The 16,078-nt window shown below is 73.8% G+C and carries 12 protein-coding genes; 7 read left to right on the forward strand and 5 right to left on the reverse strand.

What is annotated here, in order from left to right; genetic code table 11:
- Nucleotides 1–401 precede the first annotated feature (401 nt).
- Nucleotides 402–1,445, reverse strand: coding sequence for a LacI family DNA-binding transcriptional regulator (locus ACZ3KJ_RS23360; protein ID WP_467529663.1), 1,044 nt, complete (start codon nucleotides 1,443–1,445; stop codon nucleotides 402–404).
- Nucleotides 1,446–2,022: 577 nt separating this feature from the next.
- Between ACZ3KJ_RS23360 and ACZ3KJ_RS23365 the strand changes: the two genes are divergently transcribed.
- Nucleotides 2,023–3,591, forward strand: a complete 1,569-nt coding sequence (locus ACZ3KJ_RS23365; RefSeq protein WP_467529907.1) for a carboxylesterase/lipase family protein — start codon at nucleotides 2,023–2,025, stop codon at nucleotides 3,589–3,591.
- 29 nt (nucleotides 3,592–3,620) lie between these two features.
- Here ACZ3KJ_RS23365 and mmuM read toward each other — a convergent pair whose 3' ends face one another.
- Nucleotides 3,621–4,556: a homocysteine S-methyltransferase gene (mmuM, locus tag ACZ3KJ_RS23370; protein WP_467529665.1), complete on the reverse strand. Its 936-nt coding sequence runs from the start codon at nucleotides 4,554–4,556 to the stop codon at nucleotides 3,621–3,623.
- 275 nt (nucleotides 4,557–4,831) lie between these two features.
- Here mmuM and ACZ3KJ_RS23375 point away from each other — a divergent pair, with 275 nt between their 5' ends.
- On the forward strand, nucleotides 4,832–5,839 hold the full coding sequence (locus tag ACZ3KJ_RS23375; protein ID WP_467529667.1) for a glycoside hydrolase family 43 protein: 1,008 nt from the start codon (nucleotides 4,832–4,834) through the stop codon (nucleotides 5,837–5,839).
- Between the two features lies 1 nt (nucleotide 5,840).
- The gene (locus ACZ3KJ_RS23380) at nucleotides 5,841–7,253 is read left to right on the forward strand and encodes an RICIN domain-containing protein (RefSeq protein ID WP_467529668.1); all 1,413 of its coding nucleotides are present in this window, start codon (nucleotides 5,841–5,843) and stop codon (nucleotides 7,251–7,253) included.
- Between the two features lie 12 nt (nucleotides 7,254–7,265).
- On the opposite strand, the gene ACZ3KJ_RS23385 is transcribed toward ACZ3KJ_RS23380, so the two are convergent.
- Entirely contained in the window at nucleotides 7,266–8,948 is a 1,683-nt protein-coding gene (locus ACZ3KJ_RS23385) for a rhamnogalacturonan lyase B N-terminal domain-containing protein (RefSeq protein ID WP_467529670.1), read from the reverse strand.
- Between the two features lie 197 nt (nucleotides 8,949–9,145).
- On the opposite strand from ACZ3KJ_RS23385, the gene ACZ3KJ_RS23390 reads away from it, so the two are divergent.
- From ACZ3KJ_RS23390 to ACZ3KJ_RS23400, 3 genes are all read left to right on the forward strand, one after another.
- On the forward strand, nucleotides 9,146–10,222 hold the full coding sequence (locus ACZ3KJ_RS23390) for a rhamnogalacturonan acetylesterase (protein WP_467529672.1): 1,077 nt from the start codon (nucleotides 9,146–9,148) through the stop codon (nucleotides 10,220–10,222).
- A 316-nt stretch (nucleotides 10,223–10,538) separates the two neighbouring features.
- Nucleotides 10,539–12,233 (forward strand): DUF2264 domain-containing protein, encoded by a 1,695-nt coding sequence (locus tag ACZ3KJ_RS23395; protein ID WP_467529674.1) that lies wholly within the window; start codon nucleotides 10,539–10,541, stop codon nucleotides 12,231–12,233.
- 63 nt (nucleotides 12,234–12,296) lie between these two features.
- Entirely contained in the window at nucleotides 12,297–12,668 is a 372-nt protein-coding gene (locus ACZ3KJ_RS23400; protein ID WP_467529676.1) for a VOC family protein, read from the forward strand.
- Nucleotides 12,669–12,674: 6 nt separating this feature from the next.
- On the opposite strand, the gene ACZ3KJ_RS23405 is transcribed toward ACZ3KJ_RS23400, so the two are convergent.
- Nucleotides 12,675–13,289 carry a TetR-like C-terminal domain-containing protein gene (locus ACZ3KJ_RS23405; RefSeq protein WP_467529677.1) on the reverse strand — a complete coding sequence of 205 codons (615 nt, stop codon included), beginning with the start codon at nucleotides 13,287–13,289 and terminating at the stop codon, nucleotides 12,675–12,677.
- 256 nt (nucleotides 13,290–13,545) lie between these two features.
- Here ACZ3KJ_RS23405 and ACZ3KJ_RS23410 point away from each other — a divergent pair, with 256 nt between their 5' ends.
- Nucleotides 13,546–14,673 carry a hypothetical protein gene (locus ACZ3KJ_RS23410; protein WP_467529679.1) on the forward strand — a complete coding sequence of 376 codons (1,128 nt, stop codon included), beginning with the start codon at nucleotides 13,546–13,548 and terminating at the stop codon, nucleotides 14,671–14,673.
- A gap of 83 nt (nucleotides 14,674–14,756) precedes the next feature.
- Here the strand turns inward: ACZ3KJ_RS23410 and ACZ3KJ_RS23415 are convergent, their stop codons facing one another.
- Nucleotides 14,757–16,076, reverse strand: a complete 1,320-nt coding sequence (locus ACZ3KJ_RS23415) for a jacalin-like lectin (protein ID WP_467529680.1) — start codon at nucleotides 16,074–16,076, stop codon at nucleotides 14,757–14,759.
- Between the last annotated feature and the right edge of the window lie 2 nt (nucleotides 16,077–16,078).

A 16,078-nucleotide genomic window follows, 5' to 3' on the forward strand; every position in this document is an offset into this window, starting at 1 on the left:
TCCGGGCTACCGGCTGTCTCCGGGCTCCGGGCTACCGGCTGTCTCCGGGCTCCGGGCTACCGGCTGTCTCCGGGCTCCGGGCTACCGGCTGTCTCCGGGCTCCGGGCTACCGGCTGTCTCCGTGCTCCGGGCTACCGGCGGTCTCCGGGCTACCGGCTGTCTCCGTGCTCCGGGTGGCCTCGGGGCTCCTGGTGGTCTTCGTGCTCCGGGCGGCCGGCCTCAGGGCATCCGGTGGTCTCCGGGTTCCTGGCGGCCTCAGGGCATCCGGTGGTCTCCGGGCAGGTCCCGGCGGCAAGCGGGCCGCTGACCGGCCGCGGGGCCGGTGGCGCGGGGGCGGCCTGCCGTCCGGGGGGAAGGGGCCCGGCGACGGCACCCGCCCCGGCGGCAAGCGGGCCGGTGCCTCAGCCGGCCGGGGCCGCCGTGCTCGCCCGCTCCACCAGCCGCGTCGACAGCTCCGTACGGGTCCCCTCCGGGCGCTCCCCGTCCATCATCCGCACCAGCAGCCGCAGGGCGGTCGCCGCCATCTCCGCCAGCGGCTGGCGCACGGTGGTCAGCGCCGGTGTCGTCCAGCGGGACTCGGGGAGGTCGTCGAAGCCGACCACACTGACGTCACGCGGCACCCTCGCCCCCCGTTCCGCCAGGGCCTCGTAGACACCGAGCGCCATGTGGTCGGAGCAGACGAAGACGGCTGTCGGCGGCTCGGGCAGATCGAGGAGTTCGTGCGTCCGGAGGCGGGCCACGGACTGGTCGAAGCCGCCGTGGCGGAGGTACTCGGGGCGGTGGGCGACGCCCGCCGAGGCCAGCGCGGAGCGGTAGCCGGCCACCCGCGCGTTGCTGCACATCCTGCGCCGCGGACCGGCGATCACGGCGATCCGCTCGTGCCCGAGGGCCAGCAGGTGCTCGGTCGCGGTCACCCCGCCGTGCCAGTTCGCCGCACCGACCGACACCACGCCCGGCGGAGGCTCGACCAGCGGATCGATCATCACGTACGGGATGCGGTGCTGCTCCAGCCACAGGTACTGGGAGTCCGTCAGCTCGGCGAGGTTGAACAGCACCCCCGCCGAGCCGCGCGCGGCCAGCTTGTCCAGCCAGCCGCGCTGCGGACGGCCCGCCCGGGTGCGGGAGAGCGCGGCGGAGACGACGACGTCCAGACCGGCGTCGTGCGCCGCCTCCTCCACGCCGTGCAGCACCGCGCCGGACAGGGAACTCTCCAGCGAGTCCACGACCAGGTCCACCAGCCGGGGCGGCTTCGTGGCGTCGAAGCGCGGCCGGCGCACGTAACCGAGCCGGTCCAGGGCCTCGGTGACGCGGCGCCGGGTCTCGGGCGCCACGTCCTCGCGGCCGTTGACCACCTTGGAGGCCGTCGGCACGGACACGCCCGCCTCCCGGGCCACCACCGCCAGCGTCGGTCCGGCCGTCATGCTCGCACTGCCCGTGCGGACCATCGGGAACCACCTCTCCGGCCCGCCCGAGGGCCAGCGAAAGTTCGACCACCGCCCTTTCGGAGCCGATCCTGACCGACGGCTCGCAGAAAGCGCTTGCTATCCTAGGTGGGCCTCAGCGTGTCGGGAAGACACCGGGACCGGGTTCGGGGGCGCCGCCCGCCGGGCGGTGGCCGGGACGGTGCCACCGCCGGGGCCCCGGCGGCGCGCCGCCGGCCCGGGCGTGGCGGGTGCGTCGCCCGGACGGCCCATGGCGCCCGCTCCCGCCCGTCGCGGGCCGACGGCGCCGTCGGCAGCGGCCCGACCAGGCCGGTTCCGGCGCCCCCGGCCACGCCGAACGGCCCCGCGGGAGGCTCGCGCACCGGAATACCGGGCATCGCTGTGGTGCTCTGGTGTAACCGGCGAAGGAGCGCGGCGAAGGGCTGGTGGGCTCATGACGGCAGGCCGGACGAACCCCGTGGCGGCGAACCCGGTGGACCCGTCGGAACCGTCGGACCCGTCGGACCCGTCGGACCCGGCGAACCCGGTGGACCCGTCGGACCCGTCGGACCCGGCGAACCCGGCGGACCCGGCGGACCCGGTGGTCCGCACCCCGTACGGAGCCGTGCGCGGCCGCCACGAGGACGGCGTCGCCGTCTTCCGCGGCATCCCCTACGCCGCGCCCCCCTTCGGGCCCCGCCGGTTCCGGCCGCCCGAGCCGCCCGAGCCCTGGGACGGCGTGCGGGACGCGGGCGCCTTCGGGCCGACGGCGCCGAAACCGCCGTACTCCGAGGTCTTCGCGCGGTACCTGTCCGACCCGGTGGTGGACGGGGACGACTGCCTCAACCTCAACGTGTGGACGCCCGAGCCCGGTCCGGGCGCCCGGCTGCCGGTCGTGGTGTGGCTGCACGGCGGCGCACTGACCAGGGGTTCCTCGGCGGTGCCCGTGTACGACGGGCGGCACTTCGCGCGGGACGGCGTCGTGTTCGTCTCCGTCAACTACCGGCTGGGCGTGGAGGGGTACGGCCTGTTCCCGGACGCCCCCGCCAACCCCGGACTGCGCGACCAGCTCGCCGCGCTGCGCTGGGTGCACGAGTCGATCGACGCCTTCGGCGGCGATCCCGCGCGGGTCACCCTGGCCGGGCAGTCCGCGGGCGCCATCAGCACCGGCGCGCTGATCGCCGCGCCCCCGGCGCAGGGCCTGTTCCGGCGGGCCATTCTCCAGAGCGGCGCGCCGGAGGCCTTCGAGCGGGACAAGGTGCGGCGCATGGTCCGCCGCATGGCCAACCGGCTGCGGATCCCGGCCACCGCGGAGGCGTTCGCCGCCGTCGACCGCGACCAGCTGCTGCGCGCCCAGGCCGACATCAGCCGGCTCAGCAGCCCGGTGCTCGGCGGGCCCGCCTTCGGCATCGTCATCGACGGCGACCTCGTCCCCCGCGACCCCCTGAAGGCGCTCGTCGACGGCGACGCGGCGCGCGGCACCGACCTGCTGCTGGGCTGGACCCGCGACGAGTACCGGCTGTGGCTGGTCCCGGGCGGCCTGCTGGAACGCGTCGACCGCCTCGGCGCCGTCGCGCTGGCCGGCGCCATGGCCCGCTGCCACTGCGGTCACGACGTGCCGCGCGGCTACCGCGCCCTGCACCCGGAGGCCGGCACCGCCGAGACCGTCGGCCAGATGGTCACCGACCACTTGCTGCGCCTGCCCCTGCACCGCCTGGCCGACGCCCGCCCCGGCTCGTCGTACGTGTACGAGTTCGCCTGGCCGTCCCTGCGGCCCGGCCTCGGCGCCTGCCACGCCCTGGAGCTGGGCTTCGTCTTCGACACCGGGGACGTGCCCGAGTCGGCGCAGCTCGCGGGCGAGGGAGCCCCCCGGTCACTGGCCGACGCGATGCACCGGGCCTGGGTGCGGTTCGCGGAGACCGGCGATCCGGGCTGGCAGGCCTGGGACGAGACGCACCCCGTGTGCGTCTTCGGCGACGGCGAACGGCTCGCGCACACCGTCCACGGTCCGCGCGACCGGGAACTGGCCCTGTGGGCGAGCGACCCCACGGCCACGCCGCCCGCGGCTCCCGTCTCGCCGGACGCGTTGGTCGCCCGCCCCCTGCGCGCGAGCGAACTCCGGTCGGCGGTCCGCCGCCTGCGCCGCGTCGGCGGGGCCCGCCGCCACTGACCGCCCGGCGGCCGTGACCGCCGCCGCGCCTACCCCGCCGCCAGCGTCCGGGCGATCGACGTGATCGCCTCCGGGCCCACCCGGCAGCAGCCGCCGATCAGCCGGGCGCCCGTGTCCCGCCACCCGAGGACCTCTTCGGGGGCGAAGGTGGAGCGGCCGTTCCAGGCGCGGGCCCCGGCGTCCCAGGTCTCGCCGCTGTTGGGGTAGACGACGACCGGTTTGCCGGTCACCCGGGCGGCGATCCCGATCGCGCCGTCGACGTCCTCGGGCGCGCAGCAGTTCACACCGACGGCGATGACCTCCGCCGCGTCCGCGGCCAGGGCGAACGCCTCCTCCAGGGGCTGCCCGGCACGGGTGCGGTCGCCCGCGACGGAGTACGACAGCCAGGCCGGCACGTCGAGCCCGCGCACCGCCCGCAGCAGCGCCTCGGCCTCGTCGGTGTCCGGGATCGTCTCCAGGGCCAGCACGTCGGGTCCGGCGGCGGCCAGCACCTCCAGGCGGGGCCGGTGGAAGGCCTCCAGCTCCGCGACGCCCAGCCCGTACCCGCCCCGGTACTCGGAGCCGTCCGCGAGCATCGCGCCGTACGGCCCGACCGAGGCCGCCACGTACAGCGGCCGCCGCACGCCCCGCGCCCACGCCTCCCGCGTGGCGTCCCGTGCCAGCTCGACGCTCAGGGCGATGAGCCCGGCCGCCTTCTCGCGCTCGATCCCACGCCTGGCGAAGCCCTCGAAGGTGGCCTGGTAGCTGGCGGTGATCGCCACGTCCGCACCGGCGAGGAAGTACGCGAGGTGCGCCTCGGTGATCGCCTCGGGCCGCTCCGCCAGCAGCCGCGCCGACCACAGCTCGTCGCTCAGGTCGTGCCCCGCGGCGGCCAGCTGGTTGGACAGGCCGCCGTCCAGGACGACCGGCCCGGCCGCGAGGGCTTCGGCGAGGGGGGCGGAGAATGCGGGGATGTCGCTGCTCATGTGACGACGCTAGTCGACGCGGCTGAGCACGACCCACGGCGTCCGCCGTACGAACAGGCCGCCCACCATACGGACAGGCCGCCCCTGCCCGCCCGGCTCCCGCCCCTGCCCGCCCGGCTCCCGCCCCTGCCCGCCCGGCTCCCGCCCCTGCCCGCCCGGCTCCCGCCCCTGCCCGCCCGGCTCCCGCCCCCGCCACACGCCCCCCACAGCCGCCCCGTCCTACCCGTTGACCCGCTCCCACCCCGCCCTTACGTTTTCGGCGTTCGTCATCCCACATGCCGTTCGCAGGACCGAACGGCACTCCGGCGAGAGGCCATCCCGTGCACCCCAACCCCCTCGTCCCGCACCGCGCCGACCCGCAGGTCCACCGCCACACCGACGGCCACTACTACTTCACGGCGACCCACCCGGACTACGACCGCGTCGTCCTGCGCCGCTCCCGCACCCTGGCCGGTCTCGCCACCGCCGCCGAGTCGGTGATCTGGCGGGCCCACCCCACCGGCGACATGGGCGCGCACATCTGGGCGCCGGAGCTCCACCGCATCGACGGAGCCTGGTACGTCTACTTCGCCGCCGCGCCCGCCGACGACGAGTGGGCGATCCGCATCTGGGTGCTGGAGAACACCGCCACCGACCCGTTCGAGGGCACCTGGACGGAGAAGGGCCGCGTCGGGACGGCCTGGGACACCTTCTCCCTGGACGCCACCACCTTCACCCACCGCGGCACCCGGTACCTGGCGTGGGCCCAGCAGGACCCCTCCCTCGGCGGCCACAACACCGTGATCCTCCTCTCGGCGATGGCCGACCCCTGGACGCTCACCGGACCCCAGGTGCGCCTGTCCGCGCCGGAGTACGACTGGGAGTGCCGGGGCCACCGGGTCAACGAGGGCCCGTACGTCCTGAAGCGCCACGGCCGGGTCTTCCTCACCTACTCGGCGAGCGCCACCGACCACCGCTACTGCCTCGGTCTGCTCACCGCCGACGCCGACGGCGACCTCCTCGACCCGGCCGCCTGGACCAAGTCCCCGGTCCCGGTGTTCACCACCAGCGAGGCCAACGGCGTCTACGGCCCGGGCCACAACGCGTTCACGGTCGCCGAGGACGGCGAGACCGACGTCCTGATCTACCACGCCCGCTCGTACCGGGAGATCGACGGCGAACCCCTGGACGACCCCCATCGCCACACCCGGTTCCAGGCGCTCGGCTGGAACCCGGACGGCACCCCGCATTTCGGCGTCCCCGTGGCGGACACGGCCGCCGACACCGTGAAGGAGAGTGCGTGACATGAGACGTGCGTACGCGATCCTGCTCGCCCTCTGTCTGGCGCTGGCCGGCGCCCTCGCCACCGCCGGACCGGCCCAGGCCGCACCGCAGACGATCGCCAACGGCACGCAGTTCACCGACACGACCGGCAGCCCCGTGCACGCCCACGGCGGCGGCGTCCTCAAGGCCGGCTCGTACTACTACTGGTTCGGCGAGCACCGCAACGCCGACAACACCTTCCGGTACGTGGACGCCTACCGGTCCACCGACCTGAAGACCTGGGAGTTCCGCAACCACGTCCTGACCCAGGCGAGCGACCCGGAGCTGGCCACCGCCAACATCGAGCGCCCGAAGGTCGTGTACAACGCCGCCACCGGCACGTACGTGATGTGGATGCACAAGGAGAACGGCACCGACTACAGCGAGGCCCGCGCCGCCGTCGCCGTCTCCGACACCGTCGACGGGAACTACACCTACCAGGGCAGCTTCCGGCCGTTCGGCACCTACATGTCCCGTGACATCACGACGTTCGTCGACACGGACGGCACCGGCTACATGGTCTCGGCGGCCAACGAGAACTACGACCTGCACCTGTACAAGCTGACCGCCGACTACCTCGGCATCGACAGCCTGGTCGCCAACCCCTGGGCGGGCGGCCACCGGGAGGCCCCGGCCCTCTTCAAGCGGGGCGGGGTCTACTTCATGCTGACCTCGGGCGCCACCGGCTGGAGCGCCAACCAGCAGCAGTACGCCACCGCCACCTCCCTGGCCGGCCCGTGGAGCTCGATGACCAACGTCGGCGACTCGACGGCGTACGGATCGCAGACCGCGTACGTGCTGCCGGTGACGGGGTCCTCGGGCACCTCCTACCTCTACCTGGGCGACCGCTGGGGCAACTCCTTCGGCGGCACCGTCGACGACTCGCGGTACGTGTGGCTGCCGCTGGCCTTCCCGACCACGACCACGCTGTCGATGTCCTGGTACCCGGAGGTCACGGTCGACACCACCGCCGGGACGGTCGGCGGGACGAGCGCCACCTACCACACGCTGATCGCCCGGAACAGCTCCAAGTGCGCGGACGTGCCGAACCAGTCGCTGTGGCAGGCCGTCGCGATCAGCCAGTACACCTGCAACGGCGGCACCAACCAGAAGTGGTGGTTCAAGGACCTCGGCACCGGCTACTACCAGCTGGTCGGCCGCGGCAGTTCCCTGTGCCTCCAGGAGAACTCCACCGACGTCACCCAGGAGGACTGCGCCGCCGGCGCCACCGCCCAGCAGTGGTCTCTGACCGCCTCCGGCAGCTACTGGCTGGTCAAGGCCCGCGCCACCGGCGAGTGCCTGGACGTGAACGGCGCGTCCACCGCCAACTCCGCCGCGGTCATCACCTACACCTGCAACGGAGCGGCCAACCAGCAGTGGACGCGCGGTACATGACGCCCGTCCCGATCAGGCCAGCAGGTCGATCGCGTCGATCGAGGTGCCCGCGCTGAGATAGGCCGTCGTCCCCGAACCGCTCACCACGTCGATCCTCAGCACGTTGTACTGGCTGGTGTCCGTGAGCCAGGCACTCGCCGGAACGCTGTAGGTGAACGTGTAGTTGTTGCCCCGGTAGGACCCGTTGGTCAGCGACCGGGTGCTCGGCTGCGTGGGCGGGGAGGGGATCGACGACGTCCAGGCGTCGTTGACGACGACCTGGGGACGGCCGTTGGCGTAGGCCGTCGTCACGCCGATGCGCAGCGTGTGCGCGGCGGCGGCCTGGGCCGCGGTCAGCTTGAAGTACACCAGCAGTCCGCTGTTGACGTCCTTCCAGAGGTAGCAGGGGAAGGCCGAGGTCTCGGTGCCGCTGCCGATGACGACGTTGCCGGTCCAGGCCGAGGCGCGCACGTCGGAGGGATGGGCGTACGTCATCAGGTCGGCGTTCTTGAAGCCGCTGGGCGTGCCGTTCCAGTCGTTGATCCGCCAGATCGCGCTCGCGTTGCTCGGATCGTTCGAGGAGGGGATCGCGATGCTGTTGAGCGTGGTCGTTGCGCCGGCGGACACCGTCACCGACGTGGTGTACACCGCCAGTTCGCCCTTGAAGACGGTCAGCGTGTACGTCCCCGGCAGGACGCCGGTGATCGAGAAGTATCCGTCCGAGGAGCGTGCCGAACCCCAGTACTGCGCTGCGGAGTTGGCGAGTCCCACGGTGTACGCGTACGCCGTGTTCCGCCCGGTGATCCCGACGCCCGCGACCCGGCCGCGGCCGCCCGAGGCCACGTAGCCGGACAGGCCGAGCGAGTCGGCCCACGACGTGGTGAGGGTCCCCGGGTACAGCGAGGAGGAGGGCGCGCCGCCGTCCGTGAAGGCGATGACGTACGGGCCCTGGAGGCCGTAGCGCTCGGACTCGGTCTGGTTCTGGCCGTAGTACAGGATCTCGTACAGGCCGCCGCCGTCCGCGCTCTGGTGGCGCAGCAGCGAGCGGTAGAAGGGCCCGCCGGACGCCTTCTCGTGGTTGCTGCGCACGATCCACAGGCCGACGCTGCCGGTCGTCCAGCCGATGTAGTCGTAGTCCATCACCCGCAGCTTCGAGTAGTGCTTCGAACGGGTCTGGCCGTCGGACTTCGCGAACACGTCCGAGGCCTCGATGGTGGTGGGCGCGTAGGTGTAGGAGTCGGGCTCGTCGTTGAGGAAGAGGCCCGCCTTGACGCGCACGATGTAACGGGTGGCGCTGACCGAGCTGTCGGCCTTGTTGGTCCACAGGTAGATGTTGTTCTCGCCGCTGCGGGCCGCGTAGTAGTGCTTGAGCGTGCCGTACGTGACGGAGATCAGGATCGTCGAGCCGGACTGGGTGACGGTCACCGTCGAGGTGCCGAGGCCGGACTCGATGTGCGAGTTCTTGCCGTCGTAGCCCTGGTACTCGGTGCCCTTGTAGACCAGCGAGGTGAGGTCGCCGTTGGTCTTGCTGACCTTGAAGACGAGGCTGGCGCCGGTGTCGACGACGTAGTTCGAGCCGTCGTCGGTGTAGCCGAAGCTCGCCGCGGCGGCGGGGGCGGCGAGCGGACCGGCGAGCGCGGCCGAGCCGGCGGCGGCAGCGGCGCCGAGGACGAAGGCGCGGCGTCGGACCGGCCGGTGGCTCTCGGATCCGGACATGGGGGTGCCTCCTTCGGGAGGTGTGGGGTACGGGGTGCGGGTGAGGGGTCAGCGTGGCAGTTGAATCGATTTCGCGAAAGGGCTTTCACGCGCGGGGAGTTGGCGATTGTTGGATTTGAGTCAAGGGTCTAGAAAGCGCTTGCCGAAGGCGGTACCGTCCAGCCGCCAGCCCTGTCACCCGTGACCGAGGAGCCGCAGTGAGACGTTTCACCCCAGCCGTGCTGGCGGCGCTGACCCTGACCACCGCCCTGACGGCCGTCCCCGCCGCCCAGGCCCATGACGGCGGCCCGGGTCTCGGCATCGAGAACTGCGCCGCCACCGCCTGCCACTTCGACGTCCCGCCCGGCACCTACGACGTGACCGTCCTCCTCGGCGGCGAGGCGGCGTCGAGCACCGCCGTCGGCGGGGAGACCCGGCGCTCCCTCCTGCCCGAGACCGCCGTCCCGGCCGGCGAACGCGTCGCCCGCAGCTTCACGGTGAACGTCCGCACCCCCGAGGGCGAACCCACCGGTGCCGACGGGACCGCCGGCCTGGACCTCGTCCTCGGCGGTTCGGCCCCCGCGCTCGCGGACGTCCGCGTCACCCCGGCCCGCCTCGCCGGCACCTCGCGCGGCGGAACCTCCGCCACCCGCCAGATCTTCCTGGTCGGCGACTCCACCGTCTGCGACCAGCCCGGCGACCCCTACTCCGGCTGGGGCCAGCAACTGCCGCAGTACCTGCGCAAGGGCGTCTCGGTCGCCAACTACGCGGACTCCGGGGAGAGTACGGTCTCCTACCTGGGGAACCCGCTGCTGTGGGCCACCGTGCAGCCCCAGATCCACCGGGGCGACCTGGTGCTGATCCAGTTGGCCCACAACGACAAGACGACCGACGAGGCGACCTACCGGGCGAACCTGGAGGCGCTGGTGGCGGGGGTCCGCGAGAAGGGCGGCGAGCCGGTCCTCGTCACCCCGATCGTGCGCCGCTGGTTCAACGCCGACGGCACGCTGAACAACGGCACGGCCCTGCTGGTCAACGGCCTCGGCGTCGACCACCCGGCGGTGATCCGCGAGGTCGCCGCCGCCCAGGACGTCCCGCTGATCGACCTCACCGCCCTGACGAAGGCGCTGGTCGAGTCCCTGGGCGTCGAGGGCTCCAAGGCGCTGTACCTCTACAACGAGAAACGGGACAACACCCACACCTCCGTGTACGGCGCCACCGTGTACGCGGGCCTGGTCCGCGACGCGCTCCTCGACCTGCGTCTGGTGCCCAGGGGCAAGGTGCGGGTGGGATGAGACCCTGGGGGCGCCCCGACCGGAACCGGGACGTCCCCAGGCCCTGGCCCCGGCCCGGCACCAGGATCCGGTGCCGAGACGCCCGGTCCCGGAACGCCCGGTGCGGGGCCGCCGGAACCGGTCCCGCCGGTGTCGGCACGCCGGAACCGGAACGCACCCGGGCCGGAACGCACCCGGGGCCGGACCACTCCCGGGGCCGGATCACCCCCGGGGCCGGATCACCCCCGGGCCGGACCACCCCCGGGGCCGGACCGGCCCCGGAAACCGGGAACACCCCCGGGGTCGGTCCGCCCCAGCCCCGACGAAGCGAGCGCCGATGCACCTGCCCCCGCCCGACCACGCCCTCAGCCCCCGCACCGGCTACACCCGCGCCCACTGGGAGGCGGCCGCCGACGGCCTGCTCGCCGCCGTGGAGCCGTACGCCACCGCGGACCGTGCCCTCTACCACCTTCCCGGCGACCGCGAGAGCTGGTCCGGCCGGCTCTCCGACGGCCTGGAGGGTTACGCCCGCACCTTCCTCCTCGCCGCCTTCCGCCGTGACGAGACGGTCCTGGAACGCTACGCGGAGGGCCTCGAAGCCGGCGTGTCCGGAGTCTGGCCGCGCATCGAGGACCACGGCCAGCCGCTCGTCGAGGCGGCCTCGATCGCGCTCGCCCTGCGGCTGACCCGGCCCCTGCTGTGGGACCGCCTGGACGACCGCGTACGGCAGCGGGCGGCCGGCTGGCTCGCCGACGCGCTCACCGCCCGGCCGTGGCCTTGCAACTGGGAGCTGTTCCCGGTGACGGTCGGCGGTTTCCTGGACGCGGCCGGCTGCGCGACGGACGCCGCGCGCGCGGCCGTCGAGCGCGGCCTGGACCGCATCGAGCAGTGGTACGTCGCCGACGGCTGGTACACGGACGGCGAGCGCCGCGCCTTCGACTACTACAACGGCTGGGCGATGCACCTCTACCCGGTCCTGCACGCCTGGCTCGCCGACGACCCCCGCCTGCTCGACCTCTACGGCGGCCGGCTCGCACGCCACCTCGCCGACCACGCCCGCCTGTTCGGCGGCGACGGCGCCCCGGTGCGCCAGGGCCGTTCCCTCACCTACCGGTTCGCCACGACGGCCCCCCTCTGGCTCGGCGCCCTGACCGGACACACCCCGCTGCCGCCCGGCGAGACCCGCCGGCTGGCCTCCGGCGCCCTGAAGTACTTCCTGGAACGGGGCGCCGTCGACGGACGGGGCCTGCTGACCCTCGGCTGGCACGGCCCCGACCCCTCCGTGCTCCAGGGCTACTCGGGCCCGGCCTCCCCCTACTGGGCGAGCAAGGGCTTCCTCGGTCTGCTGCTCCCGCCCGAGCACCCCGTGTGGACGGCGCCGGAGACGCCGGGCCCGGCCGAGCGCGCGGACGCGTCCACCCCGATCGCCGCGCCCAACTGGCTGCTCCAGTCGACGCGTTCGGACGGCGTGGTCCGCCTCCACAACCACGGCAGCGAAGACGTCCGCTACGACCCGTACTACACGCGGCTCGCCTACTCGACGGTGACGGCGCCGTCCTCGTCGTACGACAACAGCGTGATCGTCGGGGACGACCCGAGCCGTACCGGCATCGAGCCGCTGGGGGTGGGCGAGGGCTGGGCGGCCTCCCGGCACACGGCGGGCGGCGGGGCGCGGGTGACGAGCGTGGTGCTCGTGCGCGGGGCGGCCGAGGTGCGGGTCCATCTGGTGACGGGGGCCGCGCCGGGCACGCCGGTACGGGTGACCGGGTGGGCGGCGGAGGGGGAGGCGCGCGCCGAGATCCTGCCCGTCCTCGGACTGGGGGAGTCGCCGGCCGGGACGACCGGCGACGGCGACAGCCTCTTCGTCGCCCTCGCCCGGCTGACCGCCGAACCGGATCCCGTCCCGCTGGCGGAGACCGCGTCGGTCCGGGGGGAGGGGGCCCACGGGCTCCGGGTCCGCTGGAGCGGGGGCCCCGAGGTCCGGGTGGACCTCTCGGGGGACACCGTACGGGTGGTCGCCGAGCAGCCCTGACGCCGGTGCCGACGCCGTTCGCATCTTGTTGCCCGGCGTCGGGGCCTGCACGAGAATCCCCGCATGACCTCCACGATCCGCCATGTGACGATCGACAGCTCCGACGCCCACGCGCTCGCCGCTTTCTGGTCGCGGGTCCTCGACCGGCCCCTCCACACGGACGGCGAGCCGGGCGACGAGTGGGCGCTGATCGAGGGCGCGGGCCTGCTCTTCGTCACGGTCCCGGAGGGCAAGAAGGCCAAGAACCGCATCCACTTCGACCTCGAGCCGCAGGACCGCACGCGCGACGAGGAGGTCGAACGGCTGATCGCCCTCGGCGCCACCCTGGCCGACGACCGCCGCAACCCCGACGGCACCGGCTGGGCGGTCCTCACCGACCCGGAGGGCAACGAGTTCTGCGTGGAGCGGAGCGCGGGGGAGCGGGGGGAGGACTGAGACAGGTCAGCCCTTCCGCTTCCCCTCCTCCTCTTCCTCGCGTTCCTCGCGCGGCCAGTGGACGAGGGCCGTGTGCAGGGCGTCGACCGCCTTCTCCCACGAGACCCGCACGTCCCGGGGGGCGCCGAAGCCGCCGCCGGCCTCCAGGGCGCAGTAGCCGTGGAAGGTGCTGCGCAGCAGGCGGACGGCGTCGGTGAGGTCGGGTTCCTCGAGGCCGTAGGCGCGCAGCATGCCGTAGGTGATCTCGGTGGTGCGGCGGAAGGCGGGGGCGTCGGCGACGAGGTCCCGGTAGGCCTGGTCGACGGGGATCTGCGTCGCGGCGTACCGTCCCGGATGCCGGAGCGCGTACTCCCGGTAGGCCCCGGCGAACCCGGCGAGCGCCTGCCGGCCGGCGCGCCCGGCGACGGCCTCGGCGATGGCGTCGATCATCTCGCCCCCGGCGAGCAGCGCGACGCGGCTGCGCAGGTCCTGAAGGTTCTTGACGTGCGAGTAGAGACTCGCGTCCTTGACGCCGAACCGGCGGGCCAGCGCGGAGAGCGTGACGTTGTCGAACCCGACCTCGTCGGCGAGATCGGCGGCGGCCGCGACCAGGCGGTCGACGGTGAGGCCGGCTCGGGGCATGGGGTCGCCTCACGGGTAGGGGAACGGGGTCTCTGGGCAGGTCAGGGGAATCCTAGAGGGTGCCGGGAAGCTGCCGCTTCGCGGCAGTTGTGGCGTGATCATGCTCACTTCACCCGGAGGGTGCCTGTGAACGTCTTGTGCTTTCGCCGGGAGATCCCTTAGATCTTCCCCACTCGTGATCATTTCGGGGTGGGCGGTTCTTCCCGGTCTCGCTCCCGGCCGGTGGAACCCGGCCCGAGGAAGGAAACACAGCAGCGTGGTCGGCAGATCCCCCGAAGAGCCCGAGGACGGTTCGTCCCTGTCCGACGACGCGTTGCGCGCGTTCCTGGAGGAGAGCGAACGCGGCGCGGCCTCCGCCCCCCAGGAGCCGTCGGCGCGCGCCCGGATGGTCACCGAGCGGCTGCGGCGGCAGGGTGAGCCGGAGGGGTGGCGTACCGGGCCCGCCTGGCGGGAGCTGGACGGACGGGCCGCTCGGCGCCGGAAGGTCTGGTCCGTCCTCGGCATGGCCGCGGCGCTCGGTCTGCTCGCCGTGGCGCTGAAGCCGTCGTTGCTGCCCGGGGACCTCTTCGGCGCGGGGGAGCCGGAGGCCGTCGCGGCCTCGCCCCTGCCCCCGGAGACGGCCGCGCCGACCGGGGCGCCCGCCGAGGCCCCGGAGGAGACCCCCACCCTCGACCGGCCGTTCGCCGGCTCCCCGGCCCTCGGCTGGGCCGACGGCGAGGCCGGTGTCGTCCTGCCGGCCGCGCGGGCGGTGGGCTCCGTCTCCGCGGAGCGGGTCGAACAGGCGCTGCGTCTGACCGGGCAACTGCTGGTCGGCGCCAACCTCGACGAGAAGACGCTGCGCGGCGGACGCCCCACGGCCGCGTTCGCGGTGCTCGACCCCCTGCAACCGGAGCTCGTCGAGCACCTGGACACCTCCCTGCGCGCCCCCGACGAGGACCACGACCCGCTGGAGCTGTTCAGCCGCTTCGACCCCGAGGAGGTCCGGCTCGTCGGCGACGTGGTCAAGACCCGCGGCCGCATGACCTTCGCGAAGGGCGAGTCCGGCGGCGTCTCCGTGCACGCCGACTACACCTTCGTCTATCCGGTCGTCCGCGCCGACGGCTCGACCGAGGTCACCCGCACGATCGTGCGGCGCGTGATCGACGCGGAACTCGCCGACCCGGCGCGCTACCAGGTGACGTCCGGCCGGCTGCTCGTCCGCCATTACGACCAGGAGCTCGCCAACTCGGCCTGTGAGGTCCACGACGGCTTCCTGCACCCGCAGTTCGCGACGGCCGAACCGACGGGTCCCCGGCCCTCCGGCCCGGCCACCGACCCGTACGACCGCAGCAAGGAGGTCGGCGCCGACGCCTTCGAGGGCTGCGGAACGGTGTCCCGCGTCTGACCGCGGGCCCCGCGCGCCGCGGGCTCCGTCCGGACGGCCCGCACCGGGGCGGCCCGGACGGACTCCCCGGGGACGCGCCGGGCTCAGCCGATCGGCGCGTACACCACGCCCAGCTTGTCCACCTCGTCGCCCGCGCGGCCCGTGAAGCCCACGATCTGCCGGCCCGCCGGAGCGGTGAAGGTCTTGGTGTCCGCGGTGGCCGTGCCGGCCGACAGGGTGCGGCCCTGGTCCGTGGTGAAGGACGCCGAGAAGATCCGTGTCCGGCCGTCCTTCTGGCCTTGCGCCAGGCGGACGCTCGTGAGGTGTTCGCCCGCTCCGAGGGTGAGGGACACCGCGGTGCCGCCGGTGCCGCCGTGGGTCAGGGTGGTGCCGCCGTCGTGGGTCAGGGACACCGCGTCCAGGCGTGCGCCGCCCCTCAGGGTCAGGGTGCGGGGGGAGACGGCCGCCGGCAGGTCGTCCGCGTCGTTGAACGCCGTGCCGTGCGGGCCGCCGAAGAAGTCGCTCGCCGTCAGCTCCGGGTCGAGCGTGTACGAGAAGCCGGCCGTGTGCGGGAAGTGGTCGGAGAGGTTGCCGCCCGCGGAGTCCAGGAAGGCCGCCCACTCGTTGTGGTAGCCGGTGGCCGTCAGGGAGAGCAGCGCACCGCTCCGGTAGAGGATCTTGTCCACGACCTCGCAGTCGTCCGGCGGCGCGGTGGCCGGGCAGAGCAGCGCGTCCGCGCCCTGGGCCGGCGCGGTGCCGCCCTTCACCAGGTCCACCCACGCGTCCGTCAGGCCGTTCTCGGTGACGAGGGTGCGGATGGTGTCGCCGGCGCGGGTGTAGCGGGTGTTCGTGTCCCCCATCACGATCACCGCGTTGCCGGCGGAGTTGGCCTGGACGAAGTCCGACAGCTGCTGGACGTTGGCGCGGCGGGCGGCCAGTTCCTCGTCCGTGTCACCGGCGTTGGTGTGGACGTTGTAGAGGTCCACGAACGCGCCCTCCGCCAGGCGGACCCGGGCCAGGGTGAAGCCCTTCGGGGTCAGGCAGTCGGTGCCGGTGCAGTCGTTCCAGCGGACGCGCTCGAAGTCCTCGAAGGGGAGGTCCGACAGGGTGTTCAGGCCGTCGCCGATGCCGGCGCCGCCGCTGGTGGCCGTACGGTACGGGTGGTCGTCGCCCGCGTACAGCGCCGCGTGGTAGTTGAAGTCCTCCTGGACGTTGACGAGGTCGTAGGCGCCCAAACGGGGCGATATCAGGGGGGTGTTGGTCGCCGGGTGACTGGAACTCAGGCCTTCGGGCAGGCCGGCCACGTTGTACGTCAGGACGGTGAACGTGCCGCCGGCGGCGGCCGCGGCGGGCGTCGCGCCGGTGCCGGCGAGGCCGGTGAGGGCCAGGGCGGCGGCCGCGAGGGTGCCGAGGAGTCGTCTCATGG

The sequence above is a fragment of the Streptomyces sp. NPDC003248 genome (assembly GCF_055563235.1).

Excerpts from the sequence above, each read along its gene's own strand:
- ACZ3KJ_RS23360 (WP_467529663.1), bottom strand. The coding sequence starts at position 1,445 with ATGGTCCGCACGGGCAGTGCGAGCATGACGGCCGGACCGACGCTGGCG.
- ACZ3KJ_RS23405 (WP_467529677.1), bottom strand. The coding sequence starts at position 13,289 with ATGCCCCGAGCCGGCCTCACCGTCGACCGCCTGGTCGCGGCCGCCGCC.
- ACZ3KJ_RS23375 (WP_467529667.1), top strand. The coding sequence starts at position 4,832 with ATGCCGTTCGCAGGACCGAACGGCACTCCGGCGAGAGGCCATCCCGTG.
- mmuM (WP_467529665.1), bottom strand. The coding sequence starts at position 4,556 with ATGAGCAGCGACATCCCCGCATTCTCCGCCCCCCTCGCCGAAGCCCTC.
- ACZ3KJ_RS23385 (WP_467529670.1), bottom strand. The coding sequence starts at position 8,948 with ATGTCCGGATCCGAGAGCCACCGGCCGGTCCGACGCCGCGCCTTCGTC.
- ACZ3KJ_RS23380 (WP_467529668.1), top strand. The coding sequence starts at position 5,841 with ATGAGACGTGCGTACGCGATCCTGCTCGCCCTCTGTCTGGCGCTGGCC.
- ACZ3KJ_RS23415 (WP_467529680.1), bottom strand. The coding sequence starts at position 16,076 with ATGAGACGACTCCTCGGCACCCTCGCGGCCGCCGCCCTGGCCCTCACC.
- ACZ3KJ_RS23395 (WP_467529674.1), top strand. The coding sequence starts at position 10,539 with ATGCACCTGCCCCCGCCCGACCACGCCCTCAGCCCCCGCACCGGCTAC.
- ACZ3KJ_RS23400 (WP_467529676.1), top strand. The coding sequence starts at position 12,297 with ATGACCTCCACGATCCGCCATGTGACGATCGACAGCTCCGACGCCCAC.